Raw genomic sequence first — 26,462 nt, 5'->3', positions numbered from 1 at the left:
GCATCCAGGCGGCGCAGCTCAGGCCTTGGTCTGGTAGACGTAGGGCTGCTGGGGGATCTCTGCAGCGTTGTATTCCTGCCAGATCTCGCTGTCCACGTTCTTGTCCCACAGCAGGGCGCGACCGGCAAGCTGCTTGGCTTCGAGGTCGGGCTTTTGCGTGCGCAACTGCTCGATGAACTGGGTGGTGTCGGACTTGTAATCAGGGCGGGCGAAAAATGACATGGACTGTTAACCTCTTTGGATTCCATGATTTTACCGGGACGCCGTCTATGAAACCAGTTACCCGTTGGCTTACGGCTGTTACTGCGGCCTTTGGCCTGCTGAGCTTGGTCGGTTGCGACGAGCAGCGCATCCGTGAATTGGAAGAGGATGTATCGACCGAAGTCGAAGTCCGCGACCGCTTTGGCGTGCCGGAAAACATCTGGCAGGAAGCCGATGGCTCGCACACGCTGGAGTACAACCGCCAGCCCGCTGGCTACCAGAACTACATGATCACCATCGCGCCCAACGGCACGATGAAGGCGCTGCGCCAGGTGGTCGCGCCGCATGTCTTCGAGCAGGTACAGCCGGGCATGGACCAGCAGCAGGTGCGGCGCATGCTGGGCAAGCCGGCCAAGCGCATGACTTATGAGCGCAAGCAGGAAACCGACTGGGACTGGCGCTACATCGATCCGCCGGCCACCGAAATGCTGTTCACCGTCACTTTTGGCGCCGACGGCCGGGTGCTGCGCACGGGGCGCAGCGTGGTGATGCGGGACGGGGGGTGAGCCTACGCACCCCCTGAGCCGCTTCGCGGCTTCCCCCTCTCAATCTTCGGTGGAGGGGGGCGGCAGCCTCGCTGCGCGGCGGCGCTTGCTCGCTGCCCCCTTGCTGGAGCACGCCAGTTGTTAGGCCATGCCCTGTGCCATACAGAGCTGGTCAGGGCGCGGAGGTGATGTTTTCTTTGATGTATATGCCGCTGTTGTCAGCGGGCACATCGTCATCCATCATGGCATCCGCGGCCTTGCCTATGCCTTTGCCGGCAATGCGCACCGTGCCTACGGCGGCATCGGCCGCGAGGCCGACCACGCCGGCCGTGACGCTCACGGCCGCCGAAGTCACCGCGACCACGGCGCAGCCGCTGAGCAGGCTCAGGGCGCTGCCGGCGAGCAGCCAGCGCAGGGTCGCCGTCATCAATGAATCCGCATTCCGGGCTGGGCGCCGGCCACGGGTTCGAGGATGTAGATGCCGGGCTGGGCTTTTTCATCGGCGTGGCTGGCGGCCATGACCATGCCTTCGGAAATGCCGAACTTCATCTTGCGCGGCGCCAGATTGGCCACCAGCACCGTCAGCTTGCCGATCAGGTCGGCGGGCTGGTAGTGGCTGGCGATGCCGCTGAAGACGTTGCGCATGCGGCCTTCGCCGGCATCCAGCGTCAGGCGCAGCAGCTTGGTCGAGCCCTCGACGGCTTCGCAGTTCACGATCTTGGCGATCCGCAGGTCGATCTTGGCGAAATCGTCGATGGTGATGGTATCGGCGATTTCTTCGCCGCCGGGCAGGATTTTTTCAACGACGGGTGCGGCCGGCGGCTCGAACAAGGCGTCGAGCTGCTGGATGTCCACGCGTTGCAGCAGGTGTTCGTACTTGCCGATCACATGGCCGGCACCCAGCAGGGTCTGGGCGTCGGCAAAGGCCAGCGGCTGCACGTTGAGGAAGGTCTCGACCTGTTGCACCACGGCCGGCAGCACGGGCTTGAGGTAGACGGCCAGCAGGCGGAAAGCTTCGATGCAGGTCGAACAGACTTCCTGCAGGCGCGCGTCCATGCCTTCCTGCTTGGCCAGTTCCCAGGGCTTGTTGGCGTCGACGTATGCGTTGACGCGGTCGCACAGCAGCATGGTTTCGCGCACGGCGCGCGCGGTGTCGCGCTTTTCGAAAGCGTCGGCAATGGCCGGTGCCTGGGCGCGCATCTGCGCGAGCAGGGCCTGGCCTTCGGTGCCCAGGGGCGCGAGCTGGCCTGCAAAGCGCTTGGACAGGAAGCCCGCGGCGCGCGAAGCGATGTTGACGAACTTGCCGACCAGGTCGCTGTTGACGCGGGCCATGAAGTCTTCGGCGTTGAAGTCGATGTCTTCATTGCGGCCGTTGAGCTTGGCGGCGAGGTAGTAGCGCAGCCATTCGGGGTTCATGGCCAGGCTCAGGTACTTGAGCGGGTCCAGGCCGGTGCCGCGGCTCTTGCTCATCTTCTCGCCGTTGTTCACGGTGAGGAAGCCGTGCACGAAGATCTGCGTGGGCGTCTTGCGGCCGCTGAACTTCAGCATCGCGGGCCAGAACAGCGTGTGGAACGTGACGATGTCCTTGCCGATGAAGTGGTACTGCTCGAGCTTTTCATCGGCCATGTAGGCCGCATAGTCTTCGCCGCGGCGGTCGAGCAGGTTCTTGAGCGAAGCCAGGTAGCCCACGGGCGCATCGAGCCAGACGTAGAAGTACTTGCCCGGTGCGTCGGGGATTTCAATGCCGAAGTAGGGCGCGTCGCGCGAAATGTCCCAGTCGCCCAGGCCTTCGCTGGTCGTGCCGTCGGCGTTGGTGCGAACGCTGAACCATTCCTTGACCTTGTTGGCCACTTCGGGCTGCACGTGCTTGCCGTTTTGCGTCCATTCCTGCAGGAACTCCACGCAACGCGGGTCCGACAGGCTGAAGAAGAAATGTTCCGAGCTCTTGAGCACGGGCTGGGCGCCGCTCAGTGCCGAGTAGGGCTTGATCAGGTCGGTGGGCGCATAGACGGCGCTGCAGACTTCGCAGTTGTCGCCGTACTGGTCCTTGGCGTGGCACTTGGGGCACTCGCCCTTGATGAAGCGATCAGGCAGGAACATGTTCTTCTCGGGATCGAAGAACTGCTCGATGACCTTGGTGCTGATGAAACCGGCCTTTTTCAGGTCCAGGTAGATCTGCTTGGCGAGAACGTGGTTCTCTTCGCCGTCGGTGTTGTGCCAGTTGTCGAACTGGATGTGAAAGCCGTCGAGGTACTGCTTGCGTCCGGCAGCGATGTTGGCCACGAACTGCTGGGGCGTCACGCCGGCCTTTTCGGCGGCAATCATGATGGGCGCGCCGTGGGCGTCGTCGGCGCCGACGAAGTTCACGTCATGGCCGTGCATTCGCTGAAAACGGACCCAGATGTCGGCCTGGATGTACTCCATGATGTGGCCGATGTGAAAGTTGCCGTTGGCGTAGGGCAGGGCAGTGGTTGCGAAGATCTTGCGTACAGACATCGAAGCGGCTTTCTCTAGGGGAACCCGCGATTTTAGTGGCTGGCGTCGCTTGTGGCTGGCGTGGGGTTGGTGGCGGGGTTTTTACGGCCGTTGCCGCGCGTGCGCCGGGCGGGTGCTGACGCGCGCGTGGACGCGGCGCTGGCGTGCCAGCCAAAGAACTGAATCACTTCCTCGCGTCGGGCAAAAGTGTCGCGCCGCCCCAGCGCCATCAGCGCGCGGGTGTATTCGGGCTCGAACAGCAGGTAGCTGGCCAGGGCCGCGCCGCGGGTGTCGCTGGCGTCGGTGGTCACGCCCAAGGTGCGCAGCAGAGTGCGCATGCTGCGCGGCAGGCCGGCCATATGCCGCGCCGCGATGGCGTCCAGCGGCTGGGACGGGGAGATCACCAGCAGTTCCAGCGTGCGCAGATTGCTGCGCGCGCGGGCTTCGGGCGGGATCAGGGTCAGGGTGGCATTGACGCGCTGGGCGCGCTCGATGTCGAGCGCCAGCGCATCGAGAAAAATATTCGACAGCGTATGGCCGGCGATCTGCGCCAGCGTCGGATAGGTGGCTGGCGCGAGGGGCGCGGCGTTTTCCGCCGGACCCTGCATGCGCCCGGCGCCAATCACCAGCACCCGGTCGGCGCCCAGGTGGATGGCCGGGGCCAGCGGCGCGGTCTGGCGCATGGAGCCGTCGCCGAAATATTCGGTATGGCCATCAATGTCCAGGGGCGAGGCGGGAAAGATGAAGGGAATCGCCGAGGACGCCAGCAGATGGGCATGGCTGATGTGGCCGCTGACCGCGCGCCGCTGGGAGCGCACCCAAGGCTGGAGCTGGGCGTGGGTTTCGTAAAAGCTCACATGCTCGCCCGTGCTGTAGCTCGATGCGGTCACCGACAGCGCACGCAAATGCCCCTGGGCGACCAGCGTGGGCAGGCGCGCCAGCGGCACCAGTTCGCTTTGCAGCAGCGTGGCCAGCGGGGCGTTGTCCAGCAGGGAGCGCGGGTGCACGCTGCGCCAACGGGTCAGGGCCCAGCCCAGTGACAGCATGCTCAGCCAGCGCGCGCCGCTGCGCAGCATGCTCAAGGCATCGGCGTGGTAGACGTTTTCGGCATGCAAATGGCTCCAGACGCGGGCCAATTTCCGCACGGCGTGGTCGAATTGGTCGGCGCCACAGGCCAGGGCCGCGGCGTTGATGGCGCCCGCCGACGTGCCGGTGAGGATGGGAAAGGGGTTGGCTCCATGGCTTTGGCCGCAGTCGCGGCGGATCTGGGCAATGGCTTCGAGCACGCCCACCTGATAAGCGGCGCGGGCCCCGCCGCCGGTGAGCAGCAGGCCCATGGTCGGGGCAATGACGGGCAAAGGCGCGCCGGGCAGGGCGCTGCTGTCGGGCGAGGGCGGGAAAGTGTCGGTCATGGACGCCATCAGTGTGCCGTGGGAGGATAGCGCCGAAACCTGGGCAAACCCGTAATTTTTACTTCTGTCAGTGATCAAGGCGCTCGCGATACCCATAGCCCATGCAACTGGCTTGTCCCAACTCACGGGCGCCGAGCAAGCGCCGTCGCGCAGCGAGGGTGCCGTCCCCCTCCACCGAAGGATGAGAGTGGGAAGCGACGAAGTCGCTCAGGGGGTGCTTCAGTTCAGGCTTTGGCCAGCAGCGTTGCGAGGTCCATGCCGCTGAGCACCACCATTTGCTGGTCGCGTGCATAGAGGGCGGCGTTTTCACCCAGTGGCTGCAGGGCCACATACACGGCCTTGGCGGCCGATTCCCGCGTGCGGACGGCTTCGAGTTCACGCAAGGGCTCGACACCGTGGTGCGCGGCTTTCCAGCGCCGGGCGCTGACCAGCGTGGTCTGGCCGGCGCGTTCCAGGCGGAAATCGACCGGCCCCTGGTTCACGGCCTGTACGGCATAGCCTTCGGCGCGCCAGGCGCTTTCCAGCTGCTGGGCCAGGCTGCGCCAGGGCAGGCCGGCGCATTCGGCCAGTTGGCGCTCGACCTGGGCCGGGCTGAGCGCGCGCAGCTGGCGCCAGGCGGCGATGCAGCCCACAACCCACAGCGGCGTGGCCGAGAGGGCGGCAAACGGAGCAACGTGCGCGGGCAGCGCCAGCACGCACAGCAGCGTCACGACGCTGGCCAGCGCAAAGCTGATCCACCAGCGCGAACGCAGCAGCATTGCAAACAGGGAATTTTGGGCCATCTGGAATTTCACGGGAACCTCGGATCGGTGCAGAGCAGGAAAAAAGCCAAGCCTGCATTGTCCTGCTTCTGGTGCGGACTGCGTACCTTCGATAGACTTCCTGCTCCCCCATAGGAGTGAATCGAGAATGGCAGTCACAGAACAAGAGCTTTTGGCGGCGCTCAGCACCGTGCTGGATCCGCATACCGGCAAGGACTTCGTCAGCGCGCGCGCCGTGCGCAATCTGCAGATCAGCGCGGGGGATGTGGCATTCGATGTCGAGCTCGGTTACCCGGCCAAAAGCCTGGTGCCTCAGCTGCGCAGCCAGTTCGTTGCCGCGGCCAAGACCGTGGCTGGTGTGGACAACGTCTCGGTGGGCATTGCCAGCAAGGTCGTGGCCCATTCGGTGCAGCGCGGCGTGGAGCTGCTGGCCGGCGTGAAGAACATCATTGCCATCTCTTCGGGCAAGGGCGGTGTGGGCAAGAGCACCACGGCCGCCAATCTGGCATTGGCGCTGGCTGCCGAAGGCGCGCGCGTAGGCCTGCTGGATGCCGACATCTACGGCCCCAGCCAGCCCATGATGATGGGCCTCAAGGGCAAGCCCGAGAGCACCGACGGCAAGACCATGGAGCCCCTGGAGAACTACGGCGTGCAGGTCATGTCCATCGGTTTCCTGGTGAACCAGGACGAAGCCATGATCTGGCGCGGCCCCATGGCCACCCAGGCGCTGGAGCAGATGCTGCGCCAGACCAACTGGAAAGACCTTGATTACCTGCTGGTCGACATGCCCCCAGGCACGGGCGACATCCAGCTGACGCTGGCCCAGCGCGTGCCCATGACGGGCGCCATCGTGGTCACCACGCCCCAGGACATCGCGCTGATCGACGCCCGCAAAGGCATCAAGATGTTCGAGAAGGTGGGCGTGCCCATCCTGGGCATCGTCGAGAACATGGCCTCCCATGTCTGCACCCAGTGCGGCCATGTCGAGCACATTTTCGGCGCCGATGGCGGCAGGAAGATGGCCGCTGAATTCGGCATGGACTATCTGGGCGCCTTGCCCCTGTCCTTGCAGATCCGCGAGCAGGCCGACAGCGGCAAGCCCACGGTGGTTGCCGAGCCGGACAGCGAAGCCGCGCAGATCTACAAGCGCGTGGCCCGCGACATGGCCGTGAAGATTGCGCTCAAGGCCAAGGACTTCAGCTCCAAGTTCCCGACCATCACGGTCAGCAAGAATACTTGAAGAACACCCCCTGAGCCGCTTCGCGTCTTCCCCCTCTCATCCTTCGGTGGAGGGGGACGGCAGCCTCGGTGCGGGGCGGCCCTTCCTCGCTGCCCCTTGCTGGGGCACCAGTTGCGTAGGCTGTGGGTCTGTCCTGACCCATAGTTTCGCATCCAGCCGCCACGGTTCGCCCTGGCGGCTTTTTTTCGGGCTTTCCACGGTTGCCGTGCGGTGCGATCCGCTATGGTGGAGCCCATGAATGGATCTTCTGTATGGGCTTTGGGCTGGCGCACTCTGTGGCGCGATCTGCGCGCGGGTGAGTTGCGCCTGCTGATCGTGGCCGTGACGCTGGCGGTGGCGGCGTTGACGGCCGTGGGTTTCTTTGCCGATCGCCTGCAGGGCGGGCTGGAGCGCGACGCGCGCCAGTTGCTCGGCGGCGATGTGGTGGTGGTCAGCGACAACCCGCCGCCGGCCGTGTTCGCCGAGCGCGCGCAGCAATTGGGGCTGCAGAGCGTGGTCACCGCGAGCTTTCCGACCATGGGCCGGGCGCAGGATGCGCAGGGCGGCGCCAGCCGGCTGGTGGCGCTCAAGAGCGTGCCCGTGGGCTACCCCCTGCGCGGCACGCTGCGCGTGGCCAGCGCGCCGGGCGCGGCCGATGCGCCCACGCGCGAGATTCCAGCGTCCGGTGAAGTCTGGGTTGACGCGCCGCTGCTCGAATCCCTGGGCCTGAAGGTGGGCGATTCCCTGCTGCTGGGCGACAGCGCGCTGCGCATAGGCCGCATCCTGGTGCTCGAACCGGACCGCGGCTCGGGCTTCATGAGTTTTGCGCCGCGGGTGATGCTCAATACCACCGACCTGCCGGCGACGGGGCTGGTGCAGCCGGCCAGCCGCCTGACCTACCGCCTGGCCGTAGCCGGCGCCGAAGGCGCGGTGCGGCAATTCCAGAGCTGGGCCGAGAAGGCCGCCACGGCCCGCGAAATGCATGGCGTGCGCATCGAGTCGCTGGAAAGCGGCCGCCCGGAAATGCGCCAGACCCTGGAGCGGGCCGAGAAGTTCCTGAGCCTGGTGGCCCTGCTGGCCGCGCTGCTGTCGGCCGTGGCCGTGGCGCTGGCGGCGCGTGGCTTTGCCAACAACCACCTCGACGCGTCGGCCATGCTGCGCGTGCTGGGCCAGAGCCAGCGGCGCATCGCCGGCGCCTATACCGTGGAATTCGCGCTGGTCGGCCTGTTCGCCAGCGTCCTGGGCGTGGCCATAGGCTATGGCGTGCACCATGTATTCGTGCAACTGCTGGCGGGCCTGGTCGATTCCGCCCTGCCGGCGCCCAGCTTCTGGCCCGTGGTGTTCGGCCTGGGCATGGGCCTGACGCTGTTGTTCACTTTCGGCCTGCCGCCCGTGCTGCAGCTGGCCCAGGTGCCGCCGCTGCGCGTCATGCGCCGCGACCTGGGCGCGATCAAGCCGGCCTCGTGGCTGGTGCTGACGCTGGGCGTGACCGGTTTCGCGGCCCTGCTGCTGGCCGTGGCCCGTGACGTGAAGCTGGGCCTGATCGCCGTGGGCGGCTTTGGCGGCGCGGTGCTGCTGTTCGCCGGCCTGGCCTGGTTGGCCGTCAAGCTGTTGCGGCGCCTGGTCAATGAATCCACGGCGCCGCGCTGGCTGGTGCTGGCCACGCGCCAGATCTCGGCGCGACCGGCATATGCCGTGGTGCAGGTCAGCAGCCTGGCCGTGGGCCTGCTGGCGCTGGTGCTGCTGGTGCTGCTGCGCACCGATCTGATCAGCAGCTGGCGCGCGGCATCCCCGCCGGATGCGCCCAACCGCTTCGTCATCAACATCCAGCCCGACCAGACCCAGGATTTCCAGAAGGTGCTGGGGGACGCGGGCATACAGCGCTACGACTGGTACCCCATGATTCGCGGCCGGCTGGTGCAGGTCAACGGCCAGGATGTCCACCCCGACGACTACAGCGAGGACCGCGCCAAGCGCATGGTGGATCGCGAATTCAATCTGTCCACGGCCGAGCAGGCCCCGGCCCACAACGAGGTGGTCGCCGGCCATTGGACGCCGGGCGAGAAGGGGGCGCTGAGCGTCGAGGAAGGCATTGCCAAGACCCTGGGCCTGAAGCTGGGCGACAAGCTGACGTTCGACATCGCCGGCGTGCAAAACGAAGCCCGTATCACCAGCCTGCGCAAGGTGGACTGGGGCTCCATGCACGCCAACTTCTTCGTGATGTACCCGGTCGACCACCTGGAAGACGTGGCCGTGACCTATCTGGCCGCCTACCGCGCGCCCGAAGCCGCGGGCTTCGACAACGCGCTGGTGCGTCAATTCCCCAACATCACCAATGTCGACATGGGCAGCACCTTGGCGCAGGTGCAGCAGGTGCTGGACCAGGTGATTCGCGCGGTGGAGTTCCTGTTCATCTTCACGCTGGCCGCGGGCCTGGTGGTGCTGTTCGCCGCCGTCACGGCCACGCGCGAAGAGCGCGCCCGTGAATACGCCATCATGCGGGCCGTGGGCGCGCGCGCCAGCCTGCTGCGCCAGGTGCAGCGCGCGGAACTCGCCGGCGTGGGCCTGCTGGCCGGTTTTCTGGCCAGTTGCGTGGCCATGGTCATAGGCTGGGCGCTGGCGCGCTATGCCTTCGACTTTGTCTGGACCGCATCGCTGTGGGTGCCACTGGTCGGCGCGCTGGCTGGCGCCGTGCTGGCCTGGCTGGCGGGCTGGTGGGGTCTGCGCGAAGTGCTGCGCCGGCCGGTGATGACCACTTTGCGGGATGCGGCGCAGTGAGCGCGACAATGCCGCATCTTTTGATTTTTCCGGATTGCCATGCAGATTGAAGAAAAGCCACCGTTTGACACCCCCTTTGAGTGGATTGGCGGCGAAGCCCCCATTCAGCGGATGGTGGACCGCTTTTACGACCTGATGGAGCTCGAGCCGGCCTACACCGAGCTGCGTGCGGCCCATGGGCCTGAGCTGGCGAATGCCCGCCAGAAGCTGTTCTGGTTTCTCTGCGGCTGGATGGGCGGCCCCGACTATTACCAGGAGCGCTTCGGCCATCCGCGGCTGAAGATGCGCCACATGCCATTCGCCATCGGCGTGCGCGAGCGCGACCAGTGGGTGGCCTGCATGGACCAGTCCATGCGCGAGACCGGCGTACCCGAAGTGCTGCGCGAGCGCCTGACCAAGAGCTTCATGGGCACGGCCGACTGGATGAGGAATCAGAACGGCTGCCCAGGCGCTTGACCTGTTTGCGATCCGACGCGGCTTGGTTACCATGACGGTCTAACCACTTGATACAAGTCGTGTGAAAGGTTTTTATGGGCGGATTCGGCTGGGCAGTATTGGCGGTGGCAGTGGGGATCGTGGCCTGGGCGGTCACGGCCTATAACCGTCTGGTGGTGGCGCGCAACCGCATCGCCAATGCGTTTGGGCAAATCGATGTGCAGCTCAAGCGCCGCCACGATCTGGTGCCCAATCTGGTCGAAGTGGCGCGCGGCTATATGGCGCATGAAGCCAATACGCTGGAAGCCGTGATCCAGGCGCGCAACGCGGCCAGCAGCGCGGCCAGCCAGGCCCGGGTCAAGCCCGCCGATGCGGCGGCCATAGGCATGCTGTCGCAGGCCGAGTCGGCGCTGGGCGCGCAGCTGGGGCGGCTGATGGTGCTCAGTGAAGCCTATCCCGAACTCAAGGCCGATGCCCACATGCTGCGGCTGGCCGAGGAAATCACCAGCACCGAGAACCGCATCGGCTTCGCACGCCAGGCCTACAACGACCAGGTGCTGGAGTTCAACAACCTGGCCAGCCAGTTCCCCGACCTGCTGCTGGCGCGCAGCCTGGGATTTCCCGAGGCGGCCATGCTCGCTTCCACCACCAGCGCCGCCGAGCGCGCCGTGCCGCAACTGCGCTTCTGATCGCCGGGTTTTGCCGTCATGAAATTCTGGCGCCATCAGGATGAGGCGCGCAGCGCCACCGGTCGCCTGCTCTGGGGCTTTGCCCTGGCCGTGCTGCTGCTGGTGGCCGCCGTGCATGGCGGTCTGGTACTGGCCTGGTTGAGCCTGTCCTGGCTGCTGGGCGGCGACTGGCCGTTTCCCGCCGGTTTCGCTGCCGTGAACATCGGCATGACCTTGTTTCTGGTGCTGGGCGGCTGGTGGGTGGAAACCGACCAGTTGCGCGCTGGCGGGCTGCGCCTGGCCGAACGCATAGGCGCGCGCGAAGTGCGCACCGAGCGCAACCTGGCCGAGCAGACGTTTGCCAACGTGGTGCAGGAGCTGTCCGTGGCGGCCCAGATGCGCGCGCCCACCGCCATGGTGCTGCCGCGCACCGACGCCATCAACGCCTTTGCCGCCGGCTGGGACGAGGACGATGCCATCGTCGCCGTGACCCAGGGCGCGCTCGACCATTTGAATCGCGAGGAGTTGCAAGGCATGGTGGCCCATGAGCTGAGCCATCTGCACGAAGGCGACACGCGGCTGAAGATGCAGCTCGCCGGCATGGTCTACGGGCTGGAGCTGGTCTACCAGCTGGGCGAGAGCATGTGCGAGCGCGGCGGCCTGATGTGGTGGTTTGGCTGGGTGATCAAGGCCGCGGGCTTCGCGGGCTGGCTGGCCGGTCGCTGGCTCAAGGCGGCGGTGTCGCGCCAGCGCGAATACCTGGCCGACGCGCGTGCCGTGCAGTGGACGCGCAGCAAGGACGGCCTGGGCGGCGTGCTGCGCAAGGTCATGGGCCAGCGCCAGGCCGCGGGCTACGACGTGCGCGGCAGCCAGTACGCGCTGGGCCACCATGCGGTGCAGCACATGCTGCTGGTCGACGTGCAAGGCAGCAGCCACTGGGCCGAGCGCCTGGCCACCCATCCGGCCCTGGCCGACCGGGTACAGCGCATTTACGGCCGGCCCATGCCTCCGCTGAGCCTTTAGCCGGGCTGAGACTCCAGCAGTACCACCAGGGCGCCCGCGCCGCCGTCGGCGGGCCGTGCCTGGACAAAGGCCAGGACTTCCTGTTTCTGCACCAGCCAGCTGTGCAGCCGGCCCTTGAGCACCGGCGTGCGTCCGGGCGAACTCAGGCCTTTGCCATGCACCACGCGCACGCAGCGCGCACCTTCATCCTGGGCGTGGCGGATGAATTGCCCCACGGCGTCGCGTGCTTCGTCGGTGCGCAGACCGTGCAGGTCGAGCTGGCGCTGGATGCGCCAATGCCCGGCCCGCAGCCGGTGCGTGACGTCGCTGCCTATGCCGGGACGGCGGTAGCTGAGCTGGCCGTCACTGTGCAGCAGGCTGCTGGCGGCGTCGAATGCGTCGCTGATGGCTTCGCCTAGCAGCACGGGCTCGTCCAGGGGCTGCGCAATGGGCAGGGGCAGGGCGCTGGTGCGCAAGGGCTCCAGGCGGCCTGCGCCATGGCGCAGCGGCAGCACGGCGCCTACGGCCTGCAGGAACAGTGCGTGGTCCGAAGCCGGGCGCAGCGCCTGGCGGCGCGCTTCCTCGGCGGCGAGCGCCGCCTGTCTGGCCGCATGCGCCAGGGCATTGCGTACAGGTTTGAGGTCTTGGAGGGATTTCACGCGCATGGGGCGTTTTTATCTCAAGATGGGCGGGCTGGAGGCCCGAGCCCTGCATACCCCGCCAATCGCTCTGCGTTTTTACAGCAATCCCTGCTCGGCCATCGACAGGCTGGCGCCGGGCGCGACGATGATGTGGTCCAGCACCCGCACGTCGACCAAGGCCAGGGCGCTGCGCAGCGTCTGGGTCAGCGCCAGGTCGGCCGGGCTGGCCTGGACGGTGCCGCTGGGATGGTTGTGGGCTAGCACCACGGCCGCGGCCTGGTGGCGCAGCGCGTGCAGCACCACTTCACGCGGGTAGACGCTGGTTTGCGTCAGCGTGCCGCGAAACATCTCCTCCATGGTGATCAGCCGGTGCTGGCTGTCCAGAAACAGCACGGCGAAGACTTCATGGCCTTTGGCGGCCAGGTGCAGCTGCAGGTAGTGCTTGACGGCCTGCGGGCTGTCGAACAGATCGCGCTCGCGCAGGCGCTGGGCCAGCGCGCGCTGCGCCAGCTCCAGCACGGCCAGCAATTGCGCGCGCTTGGCCGGCCCCAGGCCTTTGATGCGCGCCAGATCGGCGTTCCGGGCCTGCAGCAGGCCGGCGACGCCGCCAAAGCCACCGTCCGTGGGGGGATCGAGCAGCTCCTGCGCCAGCTGCAGCACGCTTTTGCCGGCGATGCCGGTGCGCAACACAATCGCCAGCAGTTCGGCATCGGCCAGGGCGGCGGGGCCGCGGGCCAGCAGCTTTTCGCGCGGCCGGGCATCGCGCGGCAGGTCTTTGAGGGGCATGGCACACGCTCCTGCCATGCGGGTGGCGGTGGCTTGGGGGTGCGAATTGCAGGCCATCGACAAGCCACTGCGTGGGGACATGGCCGGGTTTCTACAATAGACACCAGTTTACCGAGACTCTCATGACCACTAGCGCACACCCCACTCAGGATTCGCAGGCCACCGTCCCCACGGTGCAGGCGGGATCGTTCTTGACTCTGCACTACCGTCTGGCCGGCCCGGCTGGCACGGTGATCAACACTTTTGATGCCAAACCCGCGACCCTGTCGCTGGGCGCGGGCGAACTGACGCCCGCAGTCGAGCAGCGCCTGATCGGCCTGGAAGAAGGCGTGCGCACCACGTTCGAGCTGCCCGCGGGCGAAGCCTTCGGTGAGCGCAATCCCGAAATGCAGCAGTGGGTGGCACGCAAGCTCATGAACGAGCTGGGCGACCCCTACGAAAAGTACACCGCCGGCGACGTGGTGCAGTTCCCCACGCCCGACGGCCTGGGCAGCTATGCCGGCGCCGTGGTGCAGGTGCGTGAGGACGGCGCGGTGCTGTTCGATTTCAACCACCCGCTGGCCGGCCAGCCTGTCACCTTCGAAGTGCAAATCATCGGAGTGCTGTAAGCCATGTCCAAGCCCCAGGAAATCGTGCTCGCCGAGCCGCGCGGCTTTTGTGCTGGCGTGGACCGGGCCATCGAAATCGTCGAACGCGCCATCACCAAGTTTGGCGCCCCGATTTATGTGCGCCATGAAATCGTGCACAACACCTTCGTGGTCAACGACCTCAAGTCCCGGGGCGCGATCTTCATTGAAGAACTCGACGATGTGCCGCCCGGCGCGACGCTGGTGTTTTCCGCCCACGGCGTGAGCCAGGCCGTGCAGCTGGAGGCCAAGCGCCGGGGTTTTCAGATCTTCGATGCCACCTGCCCGCTGGTGACCAAGGTGCACGTGGAAGTGGCCAAGCTCGCTAAGGAAGGCTACGAATTCATCATGATCGGCCACAAGGGCCATCCTGAAGTCGAAGGCACCATGGGCCAGCTCGACCATGGTATCCACCTGGTCGAAGACGTGGCCGATGTGGCCCGCGTGCAGCCTGCGCAGACCGCGCTGCTGGCCGTGGTCACGCAGACCACGCTGAGCGTGGACGATGCCGCGGCCATCATGAACGCCGTGCGCGAGCGTTTTCCGCAGGTGCGCGAGCCCAAGCAGCAGGACATCTGCTACGCCACGCAAAACCGCCAGGACGCGATCAAGGTGCTGAGCCCACAGGTCGATGTGGTGATCGTGGTCGGCAGCCCGACCAGCTCCAACAGCAACCGGCTGCGCGAGCTGGCCGCGCGCCTGGGCACGCGGGCCTACATGGTGGACAACGCCGGTGAACTTCAGTCGGCCTGGTTCGATGGCGTGGCCCGCGTGGGCCTCACCGCCGGCGCTTCGGCACCCGAAGTGCTGGTGCGTGAAGTCATAGACCGCATCAAGGCCCTGGGCGCGACTTCGGTGCGCAGCATGAACGGCATCGAGGAGACCGTGAAGTTCCCGCTGCCCAAGGGCCTCAAGCTTGATGCTGCCACGGGTCTCGAGATCGAAGTACGCAAGGCACCTGAAACGGGACCCACCCCCTGAGCGGCTGCGCCGCTTCCCCCTCTCATCCTTCGGTGGAGGGGGACGGCAGCCTCGGTGCGGGGCGGCCCTTCCTCGCTGCCCCCTTGCTGGGCCGCGCCAGTTTCATCGGCAGCGGGCGTTGCCAGCGCTCTTCATCACTCAGTCCATAGAGGTTGGTACTCAGCTCCAGAGGTCCAGCGGCGGATCGGCCGCGACGGCGCGCAGGATGTCGGTGCGCGAGACGAAGCCGACCAGGTGGCCCCATTCGTCGGTCACCGGCAGCCCGGGCAGGCCGGTGTCCAGCAGCACGCCGGCCAGCCGGCGCAGCGCGGTATCGGCGGCCACGGCCGGCACGGGGCTGATCATCACTTCGTGCACGGGCCGCTTCGCCAGATCGATCGCGGCCTGCACCGCGCCCGGCGTGGGCAGCAGGTCCAGCGGCGCCATGTCGGCGCGCAGCAACAGTCCTATCACCTGACCCCGGGCATTGAGCACCGGCGCCTGCGCCACGCGGTGCTCGGCCAGGATTTGCCAGGCATCGTTGACGCGCATCTCGGCCGGCACCGTGAGCGCTCCCGTGGTCATCACATCGCGCACCCATTCCAGCGGCTGACGCTCCAGGACCGGGCCTTTTTCCGTGGCGGCATAGGCGTCGAGCGCGTTCTGCGTGGGCAGCGGCAGCGCGGTCGGCTCGGACGAGAGCGGCACGTAGGGCGGCGCGGGCGCATCTTCGCTGCGCGTGCGCAGCGCCTGCGGGCGCTGCACCCGGCGCACGGGAGCGATCTGGCCCAGCGGGGCGGGGCCGCCGCGGTAGATGGGGCCGTCGGGGCCCAGGACATAGAACATGGGTGGGTCTCTCGGGAAAGTTCGTGGGCGCTGCAGCTATCTTGCCATTGCCCTGCATCAGTCTCTGGCTTGCTGGCTGCCATTGTGGCCGCAGGCTACTAGAATTGCGCCCTATGCTAGACATCCTCCTCCTTCGCAAAGACCTCGACACCGCCATCGCGCGGCTGGAAACCCGCAAAAAGCCCCAGGCTTTCCTGAACGTGGAGGTATTCCAGTCCCTCGAGTCCGAACGCAAGGGCTTGCAAACGCGCACCGAGGAGCTGCAATCGCAGCGCAATCAGCTGTCCAAGCAGATCGGCATGCTGATGGGCAAAGGCGAAAAAGACGCGGCCGAAGCGGCCAAGGCCCAGGTTGCGGCCATCAAGACCGAGTTCGAAACTTCGGCAGCACGCCTGGAGCAGATCCAGTCCGAGCTGCAGACCATGCTGCTGGCCGTGCCCAATCTGCCGCACGAAAGCGTGCCCGTGGGCAGCGACGAGTCGGGCAACGTGGAAGTGCGCCGTTGGGGCACGCCCAAGGAACTGGGCTTCGAAGCCAAGGACCATGTCGACGTGGGCACGCCGCTGGGCCTGGACTTCGACATGGGCGTCAAGCTCTCGGGTTCGCGCTTCACCGTGATGAAGGGCCCGATCGCCCGTATGCACCGGGCGCTGGCGCAGTTCATGATTGACCTGCAGACCGAAGAGCACGGCTACACCGAATGCTACGTGCCTTACGCCGTCAATGCCGACTCGCTCAAGGGCACGGGCCAGCTGCCCAAGTTCGAAGGCGATCTGTTCGCCGCGAAGAAGGGCGGCCAGGACGGCGAGCCCGCGCCTGACCATTCGGCCCTGTACCTGATTCCCACGGCCGAAGTGCCGCTGACCAACTTCGTGCGCGACCAGGTCGTGGCCGAAGCCGACCTGCCGATCAAGCTCACGGCCCACAGCCCCTGCTTCCGTTCCGAAGCCGGCAGCTACGGCCGCGACACCCGCGGCATGATCCGCCAGCACCAGTTCGACAAGGTCGAGATGGTGCAGATCGTGCACCCGGAAAAGAGCTACGCAGCGCTGGAAGAAATGACCGGCCACGCCGAAGCCGTGCTGCAAAAGCTGGGCCTGCCTTACCGCGTGATGAGCCTGTGCACGGGCGACATGGGCTTTGGCGCGGCCAAGACCTATGACCTCGAAGTCTGGCTGCCCGGTCAGAGCAACTACCGCGAGATCAGCTCGGTGTCGAACTGCGAAGCTTTCCAGTCCCGCCGTCTGCAGGCGCGTTTCAAGAACGCCCAGGGCAAGAACGAGTTGCTGCACACCTTGAACGGTTCCGGCCTGGCCGTGGGCCGCTGCCTGGTGGCCGTGCTGGAGAACTACCAGAACGCCGACGGCTCGGTGACCGTGCCCGAAGTTCTGCAGCCGTACATGGGCGGTTTGACTTTGCTCAAACCCTGAAAAAATAGTGCTATAATCGATGCTTGATCACAGGAGAGGTGGCAGAGTGGTCGAATGTACCTGACTCGAAATCAGGCGTACCGCAAGGTACCGTGGGTTCGAATCCCACCCTCTCCGCCATAAATGCAAACCCCAGAGCGAGAAATCACTCTGGGGTTTTTGCTTTTTGCAGGTTCTTCAGTTCGCCACATGAACGCGCTACCAGTGAGCAGCGCAGACCTGCGGATTTTCATGCCACGCTTGGCTCCCTACCTGCAACGCAGGGGATGCGGGTTCTCCTGCAGAATTTCCGTCCCGTCTGATCTTCGCCACCTGATTGGCGCGCGCGAGTGCACCAAGGCCTTGTCTGGACTGGCCTGTCTGCCTTTGATGGGGTACTGCGACAATGCCATATGAGTCAAAAACAGCCGTCGACGGCATTCGAAGTTGAGCGCCCAACCATGATCCAGCACACGCTCCCGAATGGTGTGCGTCTGCTGGCCATCCCCATGCCCCACGTGCAAAGCGCCAGCGTGGGCATCTTCCTGCGCGTAGGCTCCCGGGACGAGACGCCGGCCACGAATGGCATCAGCCATGTTCTCGAACACATGGCGTTCAAAGGCACCGACACCCGCACCGTGCAGGCGATCAACCTGGATGCGGAGCGATTGGGAGCGGAGGTCAACGCTTTCACCGGGAAGGACACTACCGGCTACTTCATGACCGGCCTCGGTCGGCACACGCAGCAGTTGCTGCGCATGACGGCCGATATCGTCCTGAACAGCACGTTTCCCGCGCATGAATTGCAGCGGGAACTGGAGGTGATCCGCCAGGAGGCCATCGAGTACGAAGAGGATCCGGAGGACAGCGCCAACGACCTTCTCGACCGCGCCATCTGGGGTGACGACGCCATGGGCATGCCGGTGATTGGCACCGTCGCCAATATCGAGGGATTCACCCGGCAGGACCTGGTCCGCCACGTGCAATGCCACTATGTCGCGGAAAAGACGATCGTGGTCGGGGCGGGCAACTTCGATGTCGATGCCTGGATGACGCTTGCCGCAGAACTGTTTGCAGACATGCGTGCGTCGACCGATCTGCCCGTGGTGCAACAGCCCGCGAAGTACGTCGGTCATGCTCTGGCCCGGCGTTTTACGCAGGTCTCTCAGGTGTTCGTGAACATCGCTTACCCCCTGGGGCCCGTGGAGCAGGAGGAGCTGCCTCAGCGGCGCTGGCGCCTTGCGGCTTCGCTGGCAGCCCATCTGTTCGGGGAAGGGATGTCCTCGCCCCTGGTCGACACCGTGCGCGAGCAGCTTGGCTTGGCCTATACGACCTATGCGACGATGGAAAGTGGGGACGTCTGGGCCAACTTCATCGTGCACGCGGTCACGACCCCGGACAAGCTCGACGCACTGCTGGCCGCCACCGGCCGTTTGCTGCGTGCACAGGCGGCCTGCATTGACCCGGTGCACCTGGAACGGGCCAAGAACCAGCTGACCGTATCCCGGGTTCGTGCTGGAGAGCGACCCTACGCCATGATGGAGCAGGCGGTGGAAGAACTCTTCGCCAGCGACACTCTGACGCCGATGGCTGAAACTTTGGCGATGATCGATGACATTGGGTCGGAAGAGGTTCGGATGGTCTTCGAGCGGATGTTGGCCAACCCTCCGGCGCTGGCCATCACTGGCAAGGGCGCCAGTGCAAAAACCGCGCGGCAACTCGCAGCCCGTCTGGAAGCCTGAGCCGATCCTGCTCGCAGCTCATCGTCCACCATATGGTCGATGCCATTTGCAGGGCCTGAGGGCACAGGGCTGGAGTCATCTCAGCCAGACGCAGGTTTGTGCAACAAGGCCAGTTGGCGTTACAGGCTTTCAAAGCTAAAACTCCTGCGTCCACTTGGACAGTCAGTGCATGAGTCCAAGGGCGGTGCTTCGAGCAATGCTGCGTTTTCCCTCAGTCATTGGCGCTCAATACAGGGCGATGGCATCGCCCTGTGGCGGATCACCCACCGGCAACCCGCCCCTGCGCCCAGGCATGGCGGGCGAGCGTCTGCAAGGCCTGCTGCAGCACGGGCGCATCGACCATGCGGCCGTCGAGCACGCAGACGCCGCCGCCGGCTTCCTCCAAGGCCTGTTGCACGCGGTGGGCCTGGGCCACGGCCGCGGCGTCGGGATCGAAGGCCGCGTGCAGCACCGCCACCTGCGCGGGATGTATGCACAGCTTGCCGCCAAAACCCATGCGCCGGGCGCGGGCCGCGTCGCGGGCCATGCGTTCGGGATTGCGCGTGTCCACGGTCACGCCGTCCACTGGCGCGCTCAAGCCCGCGCGGCGCGAAGCCAGCACCAGGGCCATGCGAATCGGCAGCAGCTCGTCTTCCGTGCCTTCGCTGTCACAGGCCATGCCGGCATCGACCTGAAAATCCAGATGGCCGAAGGCCAGGCGCACCACTTGCGGTGCGTTTGCCAGGGCATTGGCGGCATCGAGTCCGGCCACGCTTTCCACCAAGGGAAGCAACGCCGCCTGCGCGCCCGCGGCCTGGGCCACGGCATGCAGGGTCTGGGCGCGCTCGGCCTTGGAGACCACGGCGCCGGCCACGCCCTGGGACACCAGGGCGGCCAGCGCGGTCAGATCGTCCCCGTGCCAGGGCGTGCCTTCGGCGTTGATGCGCACCAGAATGCGCGCGCGCGCCGGGGCGGGCAGGGCGGCCACGGCCTGGGCCAAGGCGTCGCGGGCAGCGGCCTTGTCGGCCGGCGCCACGGCGTCTTCCCAGTCGGCGATGACCATGTCGCAGCCGCTGTCCAGCGCCTTGGCCAGGCGCTCGGGGCGGGTGGCGGGCACGAACAGAAAGGACGTGGCCTGGCGGGCGAGATCGTGCATGGCGTGCATCACTTCAGCAGTTTTTCTACCTTGGGCCACTGTGCGACCTGCCACAGGTGCTGCACGGACTGCTCGGCTTGCGCGGAGGATACGGCGCCGCCGTAGGCCGCCAGGCGCAGGGCCTTGCCGGTGATCTCTTCGCGGGTCAGCGTGTTGCCGGGGTCGCCCTTGGGGTCGTCGACACGGCCTTGCAGCGTGCGGCCGTCCAGCGTCTGCACGGTGACCTTGCCTATCCAGCGCTGTGGGTAGGCGGTGTCGACTTCGGTGTCCAGCACCATGCTGACTTTTTCGCGCAGGGCGACGGTTTCGGGGGCCAGGAAGTTTTCGTCGAACTCGGTCAAGCCCGCGTGGCCGAAGCGCGCGGCCAGGCCCAGCACCGTGCCCATGGAGAACTTGGACTGGTGCACGGTCGCGGGAGCGACCACGGCGCCCAGCACGTCGATCGCGCCCTGGTGCACATGGCAGGTGACCTGCGCCAGATCCTTGGGCTGCAGCTGGTTCTGCTGCATGACTTGCAGCAGCGCGTCGGCCGCGGGATGGGTGTGGCGGCAGGAGGCATGCCATTTGAAGCTGGTCTCGGCCGTGGCCCAGCGGGTGCCCAGGCCGTCGGTGAGGCGGGAAGGATCGGCGTCCGTCGACATGCCGGCGGCCAGTCCCTGCGCTCCGGTGAAGATGTCCTGCGCGCCGGTGAAGCCGTCCTTGGCCAGGTAGGCGGCCATCAGGCCGGCCGCCGAAGCGTGGGCCGTGTGCAGCTGCTTGCTGTCGGCCGCGGTGCGCAGGAATTCCCACAGGCCGGCCGACTGCGTGCCGGCCGAGCCGAAGGCATGCTGCATTTGCGCGGGCGTGAGTTCCAGCAGGCGGCCCACGGCGGCGGCGGCGGCCAGGGTGCCGGCCGTGGCCGTGGTGTGGAAGATGCGGTAGTGGCTGCGTCCCAGGAATTCGCCGACGCGAATGCCGACTTCATAGCCGGCCACGCAGGCGGCCATGAGTTGCGCGCCAGTGGCGCCAATGGTTTGCGCCACGGCCACGGCGGGGGCGAACACCACGGCGGCGGGGTGGAACACCGAGCCGTTGTGCACGTCGTCCTGCTCGGCGACATGGGAGGCGGCGGCATTGGCCAGCGCTGCCATCATGGGCGAGGTGGTGGCGCTGTGGCCTACGACTTCGCAGGGGCCTGCGGACGGGCCTTGCGAGAGCGCAAAGCGCGTGAGGCTTTGCACGGGGCGCGCGCTCTGGCCGGCCAGCACCGAGCCGAACCAGTCCACCCACAGGTCTTCGGCGCGGCGCTGCACGGCGGGGGGAACGTCCTCCCAGCGCAGCTCGGCGGCGAACAGGGCCAGGGGATGGATGCTGATGGAGTTTTCTTGTTTCATGGGAGGCCTCTGGTGGGGGCAGGAATTACGCTGCCTGCTCACTGTTTTGGGGTTGCAGGGACTGGATTTGCGCGGGCGTCCAGCCCAGTGCGGTCAGGATGGCGCGGTTGTGCTGGCCCACGGCGGGCACGGCGTCCATGCGGTAGTCGAAAGCGCTGTTCACGCCGGGCGGCAGCAGCGCGGGAACGTCGCCCACGGGCGTGGCCACGGTGTGCCAGCGATTGCGGGCCTGCAGTTGCGGGTGGGCCCACAGCTGGGCCATGTCGTTGACCTGGGCGTTGGCAATGCCGGCTTCGTCCAGGCGCTGCACCACCTGCGCGGCAGTCAGGTGACTGAAGATGCGCAGGATTTCCGCTTTCAAGGCCTCGCGGTTTTCGTTGCGCAGCGCATTGCGGTCAAAGCGCGGATCGACGGCGAGTTCGGGCGCGCGCAGCACCAGAGCGCAGAACGCCGTCCATTCACGCTCGTTCTGCAGGCCCAGCATCACGGTGTTGCCATCGCCGGCCGCAAACGGGCCGTAGGGGTAGATGCTGGCGTGCGAGGCGCCGGTGCGCGGCGGCGGCGCAGCGCCTTCGTAGGCGTAGTACAGCGGGTAGTTCATCCACTCGGCCATGGCTTCGAGCATGGACACGTCGATGTGGCTGCCCTGGCCGGTCTTGCCGCGCAGCAGCAGCGCCGACAGGATGTTGGTGTAGGCGTACATTCCGGCCGCGATGTCGGCCACCGAGATGCCGGATTTGCTGGGCGTTTCGGGCGTACCGGTGACGGACAGGAAGCCCGCTTCACTCTGGATCAGCAGGTCGTAGGCCTTCTTGTCACGGTAAGGGCCGTCGGCGCCGTAGCCGCTGATGTCGCAGACGATGAGCTTGGGGTTGTGGGCCTTGAGCGTTTCGTAGGACAGGCCCATGCGCGCCGCTGCGCCGGGCGCGAGGTTTTGCACCAGCACATCGGCGGTTTCCAGCAGCTGCAGCAGCGCGGACAGGGCCTGCGGCTGCTTGACGTCCAGTGCCAGGCTTTCCTTGTTGCGGTTGAGCCAGGTGAAATGCGAGGACTGGCCGTTGACGCGCTGGTCGTAGCCGCGCGCGAAGTCCCCGCTGCCGGGGCGCTCGATCTTGATGACGCGCGCTCCCAGATCGGCCAGCTGGCGGGTGCAGAACGGCGCGGCCACCGCATGTTCCAGCGAGACGACGGTGATGCCATCCAAGGGTCGGGTCATGGGAGTTTCCAGTGGGGTGGGCGGGTTGCGGCTCAGAACGAGCGCGGCAGGCCCAGCACGTGCTCGGCCACGAACGAATAGATCAAGTTGGTGGAGATGGGCGCGACCTGGTACAGGCGCGTTTCACGGAACTTGCGCTCGATGTCGTATTCGCAGGCAAAGCCGAAGCCGCCGTGGAACTGCAGGCAGGCGTTGGCCGCTTCCCAGCTGGCCTTGGCCGCCAGGTACTTGGCCATGTTGGCCTGGGCGCCGCAGGCCTGGTGGGCGTCGAACATCTCGCAGGCTTTCCAGCGCATCAGGTTGGCGGCTTCGACTTCGATGAAGGCGTCGGCGATGGGGAACTGCACGCCCTGGTTCTGGCCGATGGGGCGACCGAAGACCTGGCGGTCCTTGACGTACTGGGTCACGCGGTCGATGAACCAGTAGCCGTCGCCGATGCACTCGGCGGCGATCAGCGTGCGCTCGGCGTTCAGGCCGTCGAGGATGTACTTGAAGCCCTTGCCTTCTTCGCCGATCAGGTTTTCCTCGGGGATTTCCAGGTTCTCGAAGAACAGCTCATTGGTCTCGTGGTTGACCATGTTGAGAATGGGGCGCACGGTCATGCCCTTTTTCTCGGCCTCGCGCAGGTCCACCATGAAGATGGACATGCCTTCGCTCTTCTTGGTCACTTCGGCCAGCGGCGTGGTGCGCGCCAGCAGGATCATGAAGTCGCTGTGCTGCACGCGGCTGATCCAGACTTTCTGGCCGTTGATCACGTAGCGGCCGTCTTTCTTGACGGCGCTGGTCTTGATCTTGGTGGTGTCGGTGCCGGTGGTGGGCTCGGTCACGCCCATGGACTGCAGGCGCCACTCGCCGCTGGCGATGCGCGGCAGGTACTTTTCCTTTTGCGCCTTGGAGCCGTGGCGCAGCAGCGTGTTCATGTTGTACATCTGGCCGTGGCAGGCGCCGGAGTTGCCGCCCGCACGGTTGATTTCTTCCATCACCACGCTGGCTTCGGTCAGGCCCAGGCCCGAGCCGCCGTATTCCTGCGGAATCAGCGCGGCCATCCAGCCGGCCTGGGTCAGCGCGTTGACGAAGGCTTCGGGGTAGCCGCGTTGCTCGTCGATCTTGCGGAAATACTCATCGGGAAACTCGGCGCACAGCGCGCGCACGGCGTCGCGGATGTCGTGGAAATTGTTGGAGCTGGTTTGTTCGATCATGATGGGTCTTGAAGCAATCGGCGGGTATGGGGGGTGAAGCGCGGAGAGCGGCTGGCGTCAGAGAATCTTGGCCGTGGCCTGCATGGTCAGCCAGCCTTCGTGGTCGTGGGCCCACAGCGTGATGGTCTTGCCGTCGGGCGAGGGCTGACCGAGCACGGTGAACGGGTGGAGGTCGTAGGTGGGGCGCACGGCCTTGAAGGCGAAATCCGTCACCACCGCGCCGGGGGCGTTGCGGCGCAGCAGGTCGATGAGCAGCGTGGCGATCAGCGGGCCGTGCACGACCAGGCCGGGATAGCCTTCTTCCTGCGTGGCGTAGCTGCGGTCGTAATGGATGCGGTGGCCGTTGAACGTCAGCGCCGAGTAGCGAAACAGCAGCACTGGATCGGGCGTGATCCGGCGCACCCAGGCGGCGCTTTGCTCGGCCGCCGTGGGAGCGGGCGCGGGCTCGCCGGGCTGCGCCGCGGCGCGGTAGACGATGTCCTGCTCTTCGGTCACCGAGACGCCGCGGGCATTGCCCGATTCATGGCGCAGCTGCACGAACAGCAGCTCACCCGAGCGGCCCTTCTTGTGGTCGACGGACAGGATGCGCGAGACGCGCTGTACGGCTTCGCCCACGCGCAGCGGGTTGTCCTGGTTCCACTGCACGCGGCTGCCGGCCCACATGCGGCGCGGCAGCGGCACGGGCGGTAGAAAGCCGCCGCGCGCCGGGTGGCCGTCGGCGCCCAGCTGGCTTTGCGGCGCCACGGCCACGAAGTTCATCCAGTGCCACAGCGGCGGCAGCGCGTCTCCGGGCTGCGGCTGGGGATCGTCGCGATCGAGCGTGGCGCTGAACGCGCCCACGGCATGGCCCCAGATCTGGTCGCTGAGGGTTTCGATCCTGCCCGTCCAGGACTGCAGGTGAGCGATCTGCTCGGGCGAGAGGGGGAGGTTTTCAGATGGCATGGCTGGATGCTCGCTGGCAATGCCGGCGCACGCAATCTGAGAAATCGAAACGTATCCTTTGGCTTCGGTGAAGGCCTGGCCAGGCTGCCAGGGTTAACCCTGTGAATTCGGGCCGCTGCGCCTGCGCCCCCAGGGGACAGGCGGGGGAACTTCCACGTTCCCAAACACCATCCTTGCGAATCCCGAATTGGCGATCCCGGCCGCTGGCGGCATGCTTGCCAGCAATGACCCGGAATCACCCGGGCACAACCGCAAGGACTGACATGAGCAAGATGCTAGAAGGCAAAGTAGTTGTAGTCACCGGCGCAGGCGGCGGCATTGGCCGCGACATGGCGCTGTCCATGGCCAGCGAAGGCGCCAAGGTCGTGGTCAACGACATCGGTACCTCGACGACGGGCGAAGGCACGGATGTCGGCCCCGCGCAAAAAGTGGTTGAAGAGATCAAGGCCCTGGGCGGCCAGGCCGTGGCCAACACGGACAGCGTGTCCGAAGCCGCCAGCGCCGCGCGCATCATTGCCTGCGCCGTGGACACTTTCGGCCGCATCGACGGCGTGGTGAACAACGCCGGCATCCTGCGTGACCGCTTCTTCCACAAGATGAGCCTGGACGAGTGGGACGCCGTGATCAAGGTCCACCTGTACGGCAGCTACTACATGAGCCGCGCCGCCGCCAACCACTTCAAGGAGCAGGAAAGCGGTGCCATGGTGCACATGACGTCCACTTCGGGTCTGATCGGCAACCTGGGCCAGGCCAATTACAGCGCCGCCAAGCTGGCGCTGGTGGCCCTGTCCAAGTCCATCGCCCTGGACATGCAGAAGTTCAACGTGCGCTCCAATTGCATCGCGCCGTTTGCCTGGAGCCGCATGATCGGCTCCATCCCCACCGACACGCCCGAGCAGCAGGCGCGCGTGGCCAAGATCCAGCAGATGACGCCCAACAAGATCGCACCGCTGGCCGTGTACCTGCTGTCCGACCAGGCCAAGGAAGTCAACGCCCAGGTCTTCGCCGTGCGCAACAACGAGATCTTCCTGATGAGCCAGCCGCGCCCCGTGCGCTCGGTGCACCGCAGCGAAGGCTGGACGGCCCAGGGCATCGCCGAGCACGGCATGCCTGCGCTGCAGCGTTCGTTCGTGCCCATGGAGCGCTCGGGCGACGTGTTCAGCTGGGATCCCATCTAAAGCGCGGCGCCCATGGCCATCTCCTACGAGCACCTCAAGCAGCGCGTCTTCGCGCCCGTGCGCCAGCAGTACAGCGAGCGCGACACCATGCTTTACGCGCTCAGCCTCGGGCTGGGCAACGACCCGCTGGACGACAAGGCCCAGTCTTTCGTCTACGAAGGCGCGCCGGGCGGTCTGCAGGCCTTGCCTTCGCAGGCCGTGGTGCTGGGCTTTCCTGGCTTCTGGGCGCGTGAACCCGACACCGGCATCGACTGGGTCAAGCTGCTGCACGGCGAGCAGCGCATGCGACTGCACCGCCCCCTGCCGGCCGCGGCCGAAGTGGTGGGCTACAACCGCATCACCCACCTGACCGACAAGGGCGAGGGCAAGGGCGCCATCATGGTGACCGAGCGCCGGCTGGAAACCACGGGCGGTGAACTGCTGGCCACGGTGCAGCAGGTGACTTTTCTGCGCGGTGACGGCGGCTACAGCCAGCAAGGCGGCGGCCAGCCCAGCGATGCTCCGCTGCCCGCGCTGCAGCCCACGCCCGCGGAGCGCGCGCCGGATTTGACCGACACCCAGGTCATACGCCCCGAGGCCGCTCTGCTGTACCGCCTGATGGGCGACTACAACCCGCTGCACGCCGATCCGGCCGTGGCACGCAAGGCGGGCTTCGAGCGCCCCATCCTGCACGGCCTGGCCAGCTACGGCCTGGTAGCGCATGCGGTGCTGCGCCAATGCTGCGACCACAATCCCGCGCGCCTCAAGGCGCTGGACATCCGCTTTGCCGCACCGGTCTACCCGGGCGAGACGCTGGTCACCGAGATCTGGCGCACGCCGGGCCAGCCTTTGCAGCTGCAATTGCGCGCCCGCGTGCTGGAGCGCGACAAGGTCGTGCTGAGCCACGGTTTTGCCGAGCTCGCGTAAATCCTCC

General features: G+C 66.4%; 25 protein-coding genes and 1 tRNA gene. 13 read left to right on the top strand and 13 right to left on the bottom strand.

The features are described 5' to 3' along the window. Positions 1-18 precede the first annotated feature (18 nt). On the bottom strand, positions 19-222 hold the full coding sequence (locus tag N0K08_RS05475) for a DUF3460 family protein (RefSeq protein WP_261499051.1): 204 nt from the start codon (positions 220-222) through the stop codon (positions 19-21). 47 nt (positions 223-269) lie between these two features. On the opposite strand from N0K08_RS05475, the gene N0K08_RS05470 reads away from it, so the two are divergent. Continuing rightward, on the top strand, positions 270-767 hold the full coding sequence (locus N0K08_RS05470; RefSeq protein WP_261499050.1) for an outer membrane protein assembly factor BamE: 498 nt from the start codon (positions 270-272) through the stop codon (positions 765-767). 151 nt (positions 768-918) lie between these two features. On the opposite strand, the gene N0K08_RS05465 is transcribed toward N0K08_RS05470, so the two are convergent. From N0K08_RS05465 to N0K08_RS05450, 4 genes are all read right to left on the bottom strand, one after another. Next, on the bottom strand, positions 919-1,173 hold the full coding sequence (locus tag N0K08_RS05465; RefSeq protein ID WP_261499049.1) for a hypothetical protein: 255 nt from the start codon (positions 1,171-1,173) through the stop codon (positions 919-921). Further along, positions 1,173-3,242 carry a methionine--tRNA ligase gene (gene metG / locus N0K08_RS05460; protein ID WP_261499048.1) on the bottom strand — a complete coding sequence of 690 codons (2,070 nt, stop codon included), beginning with the start codon at positions 3,240-3,242 and terminating at the stop codon, positions 1,173-1,175. The genes N0K08_RS05465 and metG overlap by 1 nt, the downstream gene beginning before the upstream one ends. A 32-nt stretch (positions 3,243-3,274) precedes the next feature. Next, on the bottom strand, positions 3,275-4,633 hold the full coding sequence (locus N0K08_RS05455) for a patatin-like phospholipase family protein (protein ID WP_408642906.1): 1,359 nt from the start codon (positions 4,631-4,633) through the stop codon (positions 3,275-3,277). A gap of 224 nt (positions 4,634-4,857) precedes the next feature. After that, entirely contained in the window at positions 4,858-5,415 is a 558-nt protein-coding gene (locus N0K08_RS05450; RefSeq protein ID WP_261499047.1) for a restriction endonuclease, read from the bottom strand. Positions 5,416-5,542: 127 nt separating this feature from the next. Here N0K08_RS05450 and apbC point away from each other — a divergent pair, with 127 nt between their 5' ends. The 5 genes from apbC (at position 5,543) to N0K08_RS05425 (ending at position 11,517) form a co-directional block, all read left to right on the top strand. Next, positions 5,543-6,634 (top strand): iron-sulfur cluster carrier protein ApbC, encoded by a 1,092-nt coding sequence (gene apbC, locus N0K08_RS05445; protein WP_261499046.1) that lies wholly within the window; start codon positions 5,543-5,545, stop codon positions 6,632-6,634. Between the two features lie 234 nt (positions 6,635-6,868). Beyond that, positions 6,869-9,391: an ABC transporter permease gene (locus tag N0K08_RS05440; RefSeq protein ID WP_261499045.1), complete on the top strand. Its 2,523-nt coding sequence runs from the start codon at positions 6,869-6,871 to the stop codon at positions 9,389-9,391. A 39-nt stretch (positions 9,392-9,430) separates the two neighbouring features. Then, positions 9,431-9,847, top strand: coding sequence for a group II truncated hemoglobin (locus tag N0K08_RS05435; RefSeq protein ID WP_261499044.1), 417 nt, complete (start codon positions 9,431-9,433; stop codon positions 9,845-9,847). Positions 9,848-9,921: 74 nt separating this feature from the next. Continuing rightward, positions 9,922-10,515 (top strand): LemA family protein, encoded by a 594-nt coding sequence (locus tag N0K08_RS05430; RefSeq protein ID WP_261499043.1) that lies wholly within the window; start codon positions 9,922-9,924, stop codon positions 10,513-10,515. 18 nt (positions 10,516-10,533) lie between these two features. Further along, complete coding sequence (locus N0K08_RS05425) at positions 10,534-11,517, top strand: M48 family metalloprotease (RefSeq protein WP_261499042.1); 984 nt, start codon at positions 10,534-10,536, stop codon at positions 11,515-11,517. Here N0K08_RS05425 and N0K08_RS05420 read toward each other — a convergent pair. Next, positions 11,514-12,161: a Smr/MutS family protein gene (locus N0K08_RS05420; protein WP_261499041.1), complete on the bottom strand. Its 648-nt coding sequence runs from the start codon at positions 12,159-12,161 to the stop codon at positions 11,514-11,516. The genes N0K08_RS05425 and N0K08_RS05420 overlap by 4 nt on opposite strands. 72 nt (positions 12,162-12,233) lie before the next feature. Next, entirely contained in the window at positions 12,234-12,923 is a 690-nt protein-coding gene (gene radC, locus N0K08_RS05415) for a RadC family protein (protein ID WP_261499040.1), read from the bottom strand. A 122-nt stretch (positions 12,924-13,045) separates the two neighbouring features. Here radC and N0K08_RS05410 point away from each other — a divergent pair, with 122 nt between their 5' ends. Then, positions 13,046-13,531, top strand: a complete 486-nt coding sequence (locus N0K08_RS05410; protein WP_261499039.1) for an FKBP-type peptidyl-prolyl cis-trans isomerase — start codon at positions 13,046-13,048, stop codon at positions 13,529-13,531. Positions 13,532-13,534: 3 nt separating this feature from the next. After that, on the top strand, positions 13,535-14,530 hold the full coding sequence (ispH, locus tag N0K08_RS05405) for a 4-hydroxy-3-methylbut-2-enyl diphosphate reductase (protein ID WP_261499038.1): 996 nt from the start codon (positions 13,535-13,537) through the stop codon (positions 14,528-14,530). Positions 14,531-14,689: 159 nt separating this feature from the next. On the opposite strand, the gene N0K08_RS05400 is transcribed toward ispH, so the two are convergent. Beyond that, complete coding sequence (locus N0K08_RS05400) at positions 14,690-15,355, bottom strand: CBS domain-containing protein (RefSeq protein ID WP_261499037.1); 666 nt, start codon at positions 15,353-15,355, stop codon at positions 14,690-14,692. Between the two features lie 113 nt (positions 15,356-15,468). On the opposite strand from N0K08_RS05400, the gene serS reads away from it, so the two are divergent. The 3 genes from serS (at position 15,469) to N0K08_RS05385 (ending at position 18,506) form a co-directional block, all read left to right on the top strand. Next, a complete protein-coding gene (gene serS / locus N0K08_RS05395) occupies positions 15,469-16,785 on the top strand; it encodes a serine--tRNA ligase (protein ID WP_261499036.1) in 1,317 nt (438 codons plus the stop codon). 32 nt (positions 16,786-16,817) lie between these two features. Then, a tRNA-Ser gene (locus N0K08_RS05390) sits at positions 16,818-16,905 on the top strand. Between the two features lie 320 nt (positions 16,906-17,225). After that, positions 17,226-18,506 (top strand): M16 family metallopeptidase, encoded by a 1,281-nt coding sequence (locus tag N0K08_RS05385; protein WP_261499035.1) that lies wholly within the window; start codon positions 17,226-17,228, stop codon positions 18,504-18,506. A gap of 259 nt (positions 18,507-18,765) precedes the next feature. Here the strand turns inward: N0K08_RS05385 and N0K08_RS05380 are convergent, their stop codons facing one another. Genes N0K08_RS05380 through N0K08_RS05360 form a run of 5 tightly spaced genes read right to left on the bottom strand, consistent with a single transcriptional unit; the run spans position 18,766 to position 24,371 of the window. After that, complete coding sequence (locus N0K08_RS05380; protein ID WP_261499034.1) at positions 18,766-19,641, bottom strand: HpcH/HpaI aldolase/citrate lyase family protein; 876 nt, start codon at positions 19,639-19,641, stop codon at positions 18,766-18,768. Between the two features lie 8 nt (positions 19,642-19,649). Next, entirely contained in the window at positions 19,650-21,014 is a 1,365-nt protein-coding gene (locus tag N0K08_RS05375; protein WP_261499033.1) for an MmgE/PrpD family protein, read from the bottom strand. A gap of 25 nt (positions 21,015-21,039) precedes the next feature. Further along, a complete protein-coding gene (locus tag N0K08_RS05370; RefSeq protein WP_261499032.1) occupies positions 21,040-22,230 on the bottom strand; it encodes a CaiB/BaiF CoA transferase family protein in 1,191 nt (396 codons plus the stop codon). A gap of 32 nt (positions 22,231-22,262) precedes the next feature. After that, on the bottom strand, positions 22,263-23,429 hold the full coding sequence (locus tag N0K08_RS05365; protein ID WP_261499031.1) for an acyl-CoA dehydrogenase family protein: 1,167 nt from the start codon (positions 23,427-23,429) through the stop codon (positions 22,263-22,265). 57 nt (positions 23,430-23,486) lie between these two features. After that, positions 23,487-24,371, bottom strand: coding sequence for an FAS1-like dehydratase domain-containing protein (locus N0K08_RS05360; protein ID WP_261499030.1), 885 nt, complete (start codon positions 24,369-24,371; stop codon positions 23,487-23,489). Positions 24,372-24,643: 272 nt separating this feature from the next. On the opposite strand from N0K08_RS05360, the gene N0K08_RS05355 reads away from it, so the two are divergent. Next, a complete protein-coding gene (locus N0K08_RS05355; protein ID WP_261499658.1) occupies positions 24,644-25,549 on the top strand; it encodes an SDR family NAD(P)-dependent oxidoreductase in 906 nt (301 codons plus the stop codon). Positions 25,550-25,561: 12 nt separating this feature from the next. After that, positions 25,562-26,455 (top strand): MaoC family dehydratase, encoded by an 894-nt coding sequence (locus N0K08_RS05350; RefSeq protein WP_261499029.1) that lies wholly within the window; start codon positions 25,562-25,564, stop codon positions 26,453-26,455. Positions 26,456-26,462 lie beyond the last annotated feature (7 nt).

This window comes from Acidovorax bellezanensis, assembly GCF_025421555.1.
Taxonomy (GTDB): Bacteria; Pseudomonadota; Gammaproteobacteria; order Burkholderiales; family Burkholderiaceae_C; genus Comamonas; species Comamonas bellezanensis.
This window is presented reverse-complemented; position numbering and strand designations above follow the sequence as displayed.

Excerpts from the sequence above, each read along its gene's own strand:
- N0K08_RS05355 (WP_261499658.1), top strand. The coding sequence starts at position 24,644 with ATGCTAGAAGGCAAAGTAGTTGTAGTCACCGGCGCAGGCGGCGGCATT.
- ispH (WP_261499038.1), top strand. The coding sequence starts at position 13,535 with ATGTCCAAGCCCCAGGAAATCGTGCTCGCCGAGCCGCGCGGCTTTTGT.
- N0K08_RS05400 (WP_261499037.1), bottom strand. The coding sequence starts at position 15,355 with ATGTTCTATGTCCTGGGCCCCGACGGCCCCATCTACCGCGGCGGCCCC.
- N0K08_RS05410 (WP_261499039.1), top strand. The coding sequence starts at position 13,046 with ATGACCACTAGCGCACACCCCACTCAGGATTCGCAGGCCACCGTCCCC.
- N0K08_RS05360 (WP_261499030.1), bottom strand. The coding sequence starts at position 24,371 with ATGCCATCTGAAAACCTCCCCCTCTCGCCCGAGCAGATCGCTCACCTG.
- N0K08_RS05350 (WP_261499029.1), top strand. The coding sequence starts at position 25,562 with ATGGCCATCTCCTACGAGCACCTCAAGCAGCGCGTCTTCGCGCCCGTG.
- N0K08_RS05380 (WP_261499034.1), bottom strand. The coding sequence starts at position 19,641 with ATGCACGATCTCGCCCGCCAGGCCACGTCCTTTCTGTTCGTGCCCGCC.
- N0K08_RS05435 (WP_261499044.1), top strand. The coding sequence starts at position 9,431 with ATGCAGATTGAAGAAAAGCCACCGTTTGACACCCCCTTTGAGTGGATT.
- N0K08_RS05455 (WP_408642906.1), bottom strand. The coding sequence starts at position 4,633 with ATGACCGACACTTTCCCGCCCTCGCCCGACAGCAGCGCCCTGCCCGGC.
- N0K08_RS05475 (WP_261499051.1), bottom strand. The coding sequence starts at position 222 with ATGTCATTTTTCGCCCGCCCTGATTACAAGTCCGACACCACCCAGTTC.
- N0K08_RS05365 (WP_261499031.1), bottom strand. The coding sequence starts at position 23,429 with ATGATCGAACAAACCAGCTCCAACAATTTCCACGACATCCGCGACGCC.
- N0K08_RS05430 (WP_261499043.1), top strand. The coding sequence starts at position 9,922 with ATGGGCGGATTCGGCTGGGCAGTATTGGCGGTGGCAGTGGGGATCGTG.
- serS (WP_261499036.1), top strand. The coding sequence starts at position 15,469 with ATGCTAGACATCCTCCTCCTTCGCAAAGACCTCGACACCGCCATCGCG.
- N0K08_RS05370 (WP_261499032.1), bottom strand. The coding sequence starts at position 22,230 with ATGACCCGACCCTTGGATGGCATCACCGTCGTCTCGCTGGAACATGCG.
- apbC (WP_261499046.1), top strand. The coding sequence starts at position 5,543 with ATGGCAGTCACAGAACAAGAGCTTTTGGCGGCGCTCAGCACCGTGCTG.
- radC (WP_261499040.1), bottom strand. The coding sequence starts at position 12,923 with ATGCCCCTCAAAGACCTGCCGCGCGATGCCCGGCCGCGCGAAAAGCTG.
- N0K08_RS05440 (WP_261499045.1), top strand. The coding sequence starts at position 6,869 with ATGAATGGATCTTCTGTATGGGCTTTGGGCTGGCGCACTCTGTGGCGC.
- metG (WP_261499048.1), bottom strand. The coding sequence starts at position 3,242 with ATGTCTGTACGCAAGATCTTCGCAACCACTGCCCTGCCCTACGCCAAC.
- N0K08_RS05425 (WP_261499042.1), top strand. The coding sequence starts at position 10,534 with ATGAAATTCTGGCGCCATCAGGATGAGGCGCGCAGCGCCACCGGTCGC.
- N0K08_RS05470 (WP_261499050.1), top strand. The coding sequence starts at position 270 with ATGAAACCAGTTACCCGTTGGCTTACGGCTGTTACTGCGGCCTTTGGC.
- N0K08_RS05385 (WP_261499035.1), top strand. The coding sequence starts at position 17,226 with ATGATCCAGCACACGCTCCCGAATGGTGTGCGTCTGCTGGCCATCCCC.
- N0K08_RS05450 (WP_261499047.1), bottom strand. The coding sequence starts at position 5,415 with ATGGCCCAAAATTCCCTGTTTGCAATGCTGCTGCGTTCGCGCTGGTGG.
- N0K08_RS05375 (WP_261499033.1), bottom strand. The coding sequence starts at position 21,014 with ATGAAACAAGAAAACTCCATCAGCATCCATCCCCTGGCCCTGTTCGCC.
- N0K08_RS05420 (WP_261499041.1), bottom strand. The coding sequence starts at position 12,161 with ATGCGCGTGAAATCCCTCCAAGACCTCAAACCTGTACGCAATGCCCTG.
- N0K08_RS05465 (WP_261499049.1), bottom strand. The coding sequence starts at position 1,173 with ATGACGGCGACCCTGCGCTGGCTGCTCGCCGGCAGCGCCCTGAGCCTG.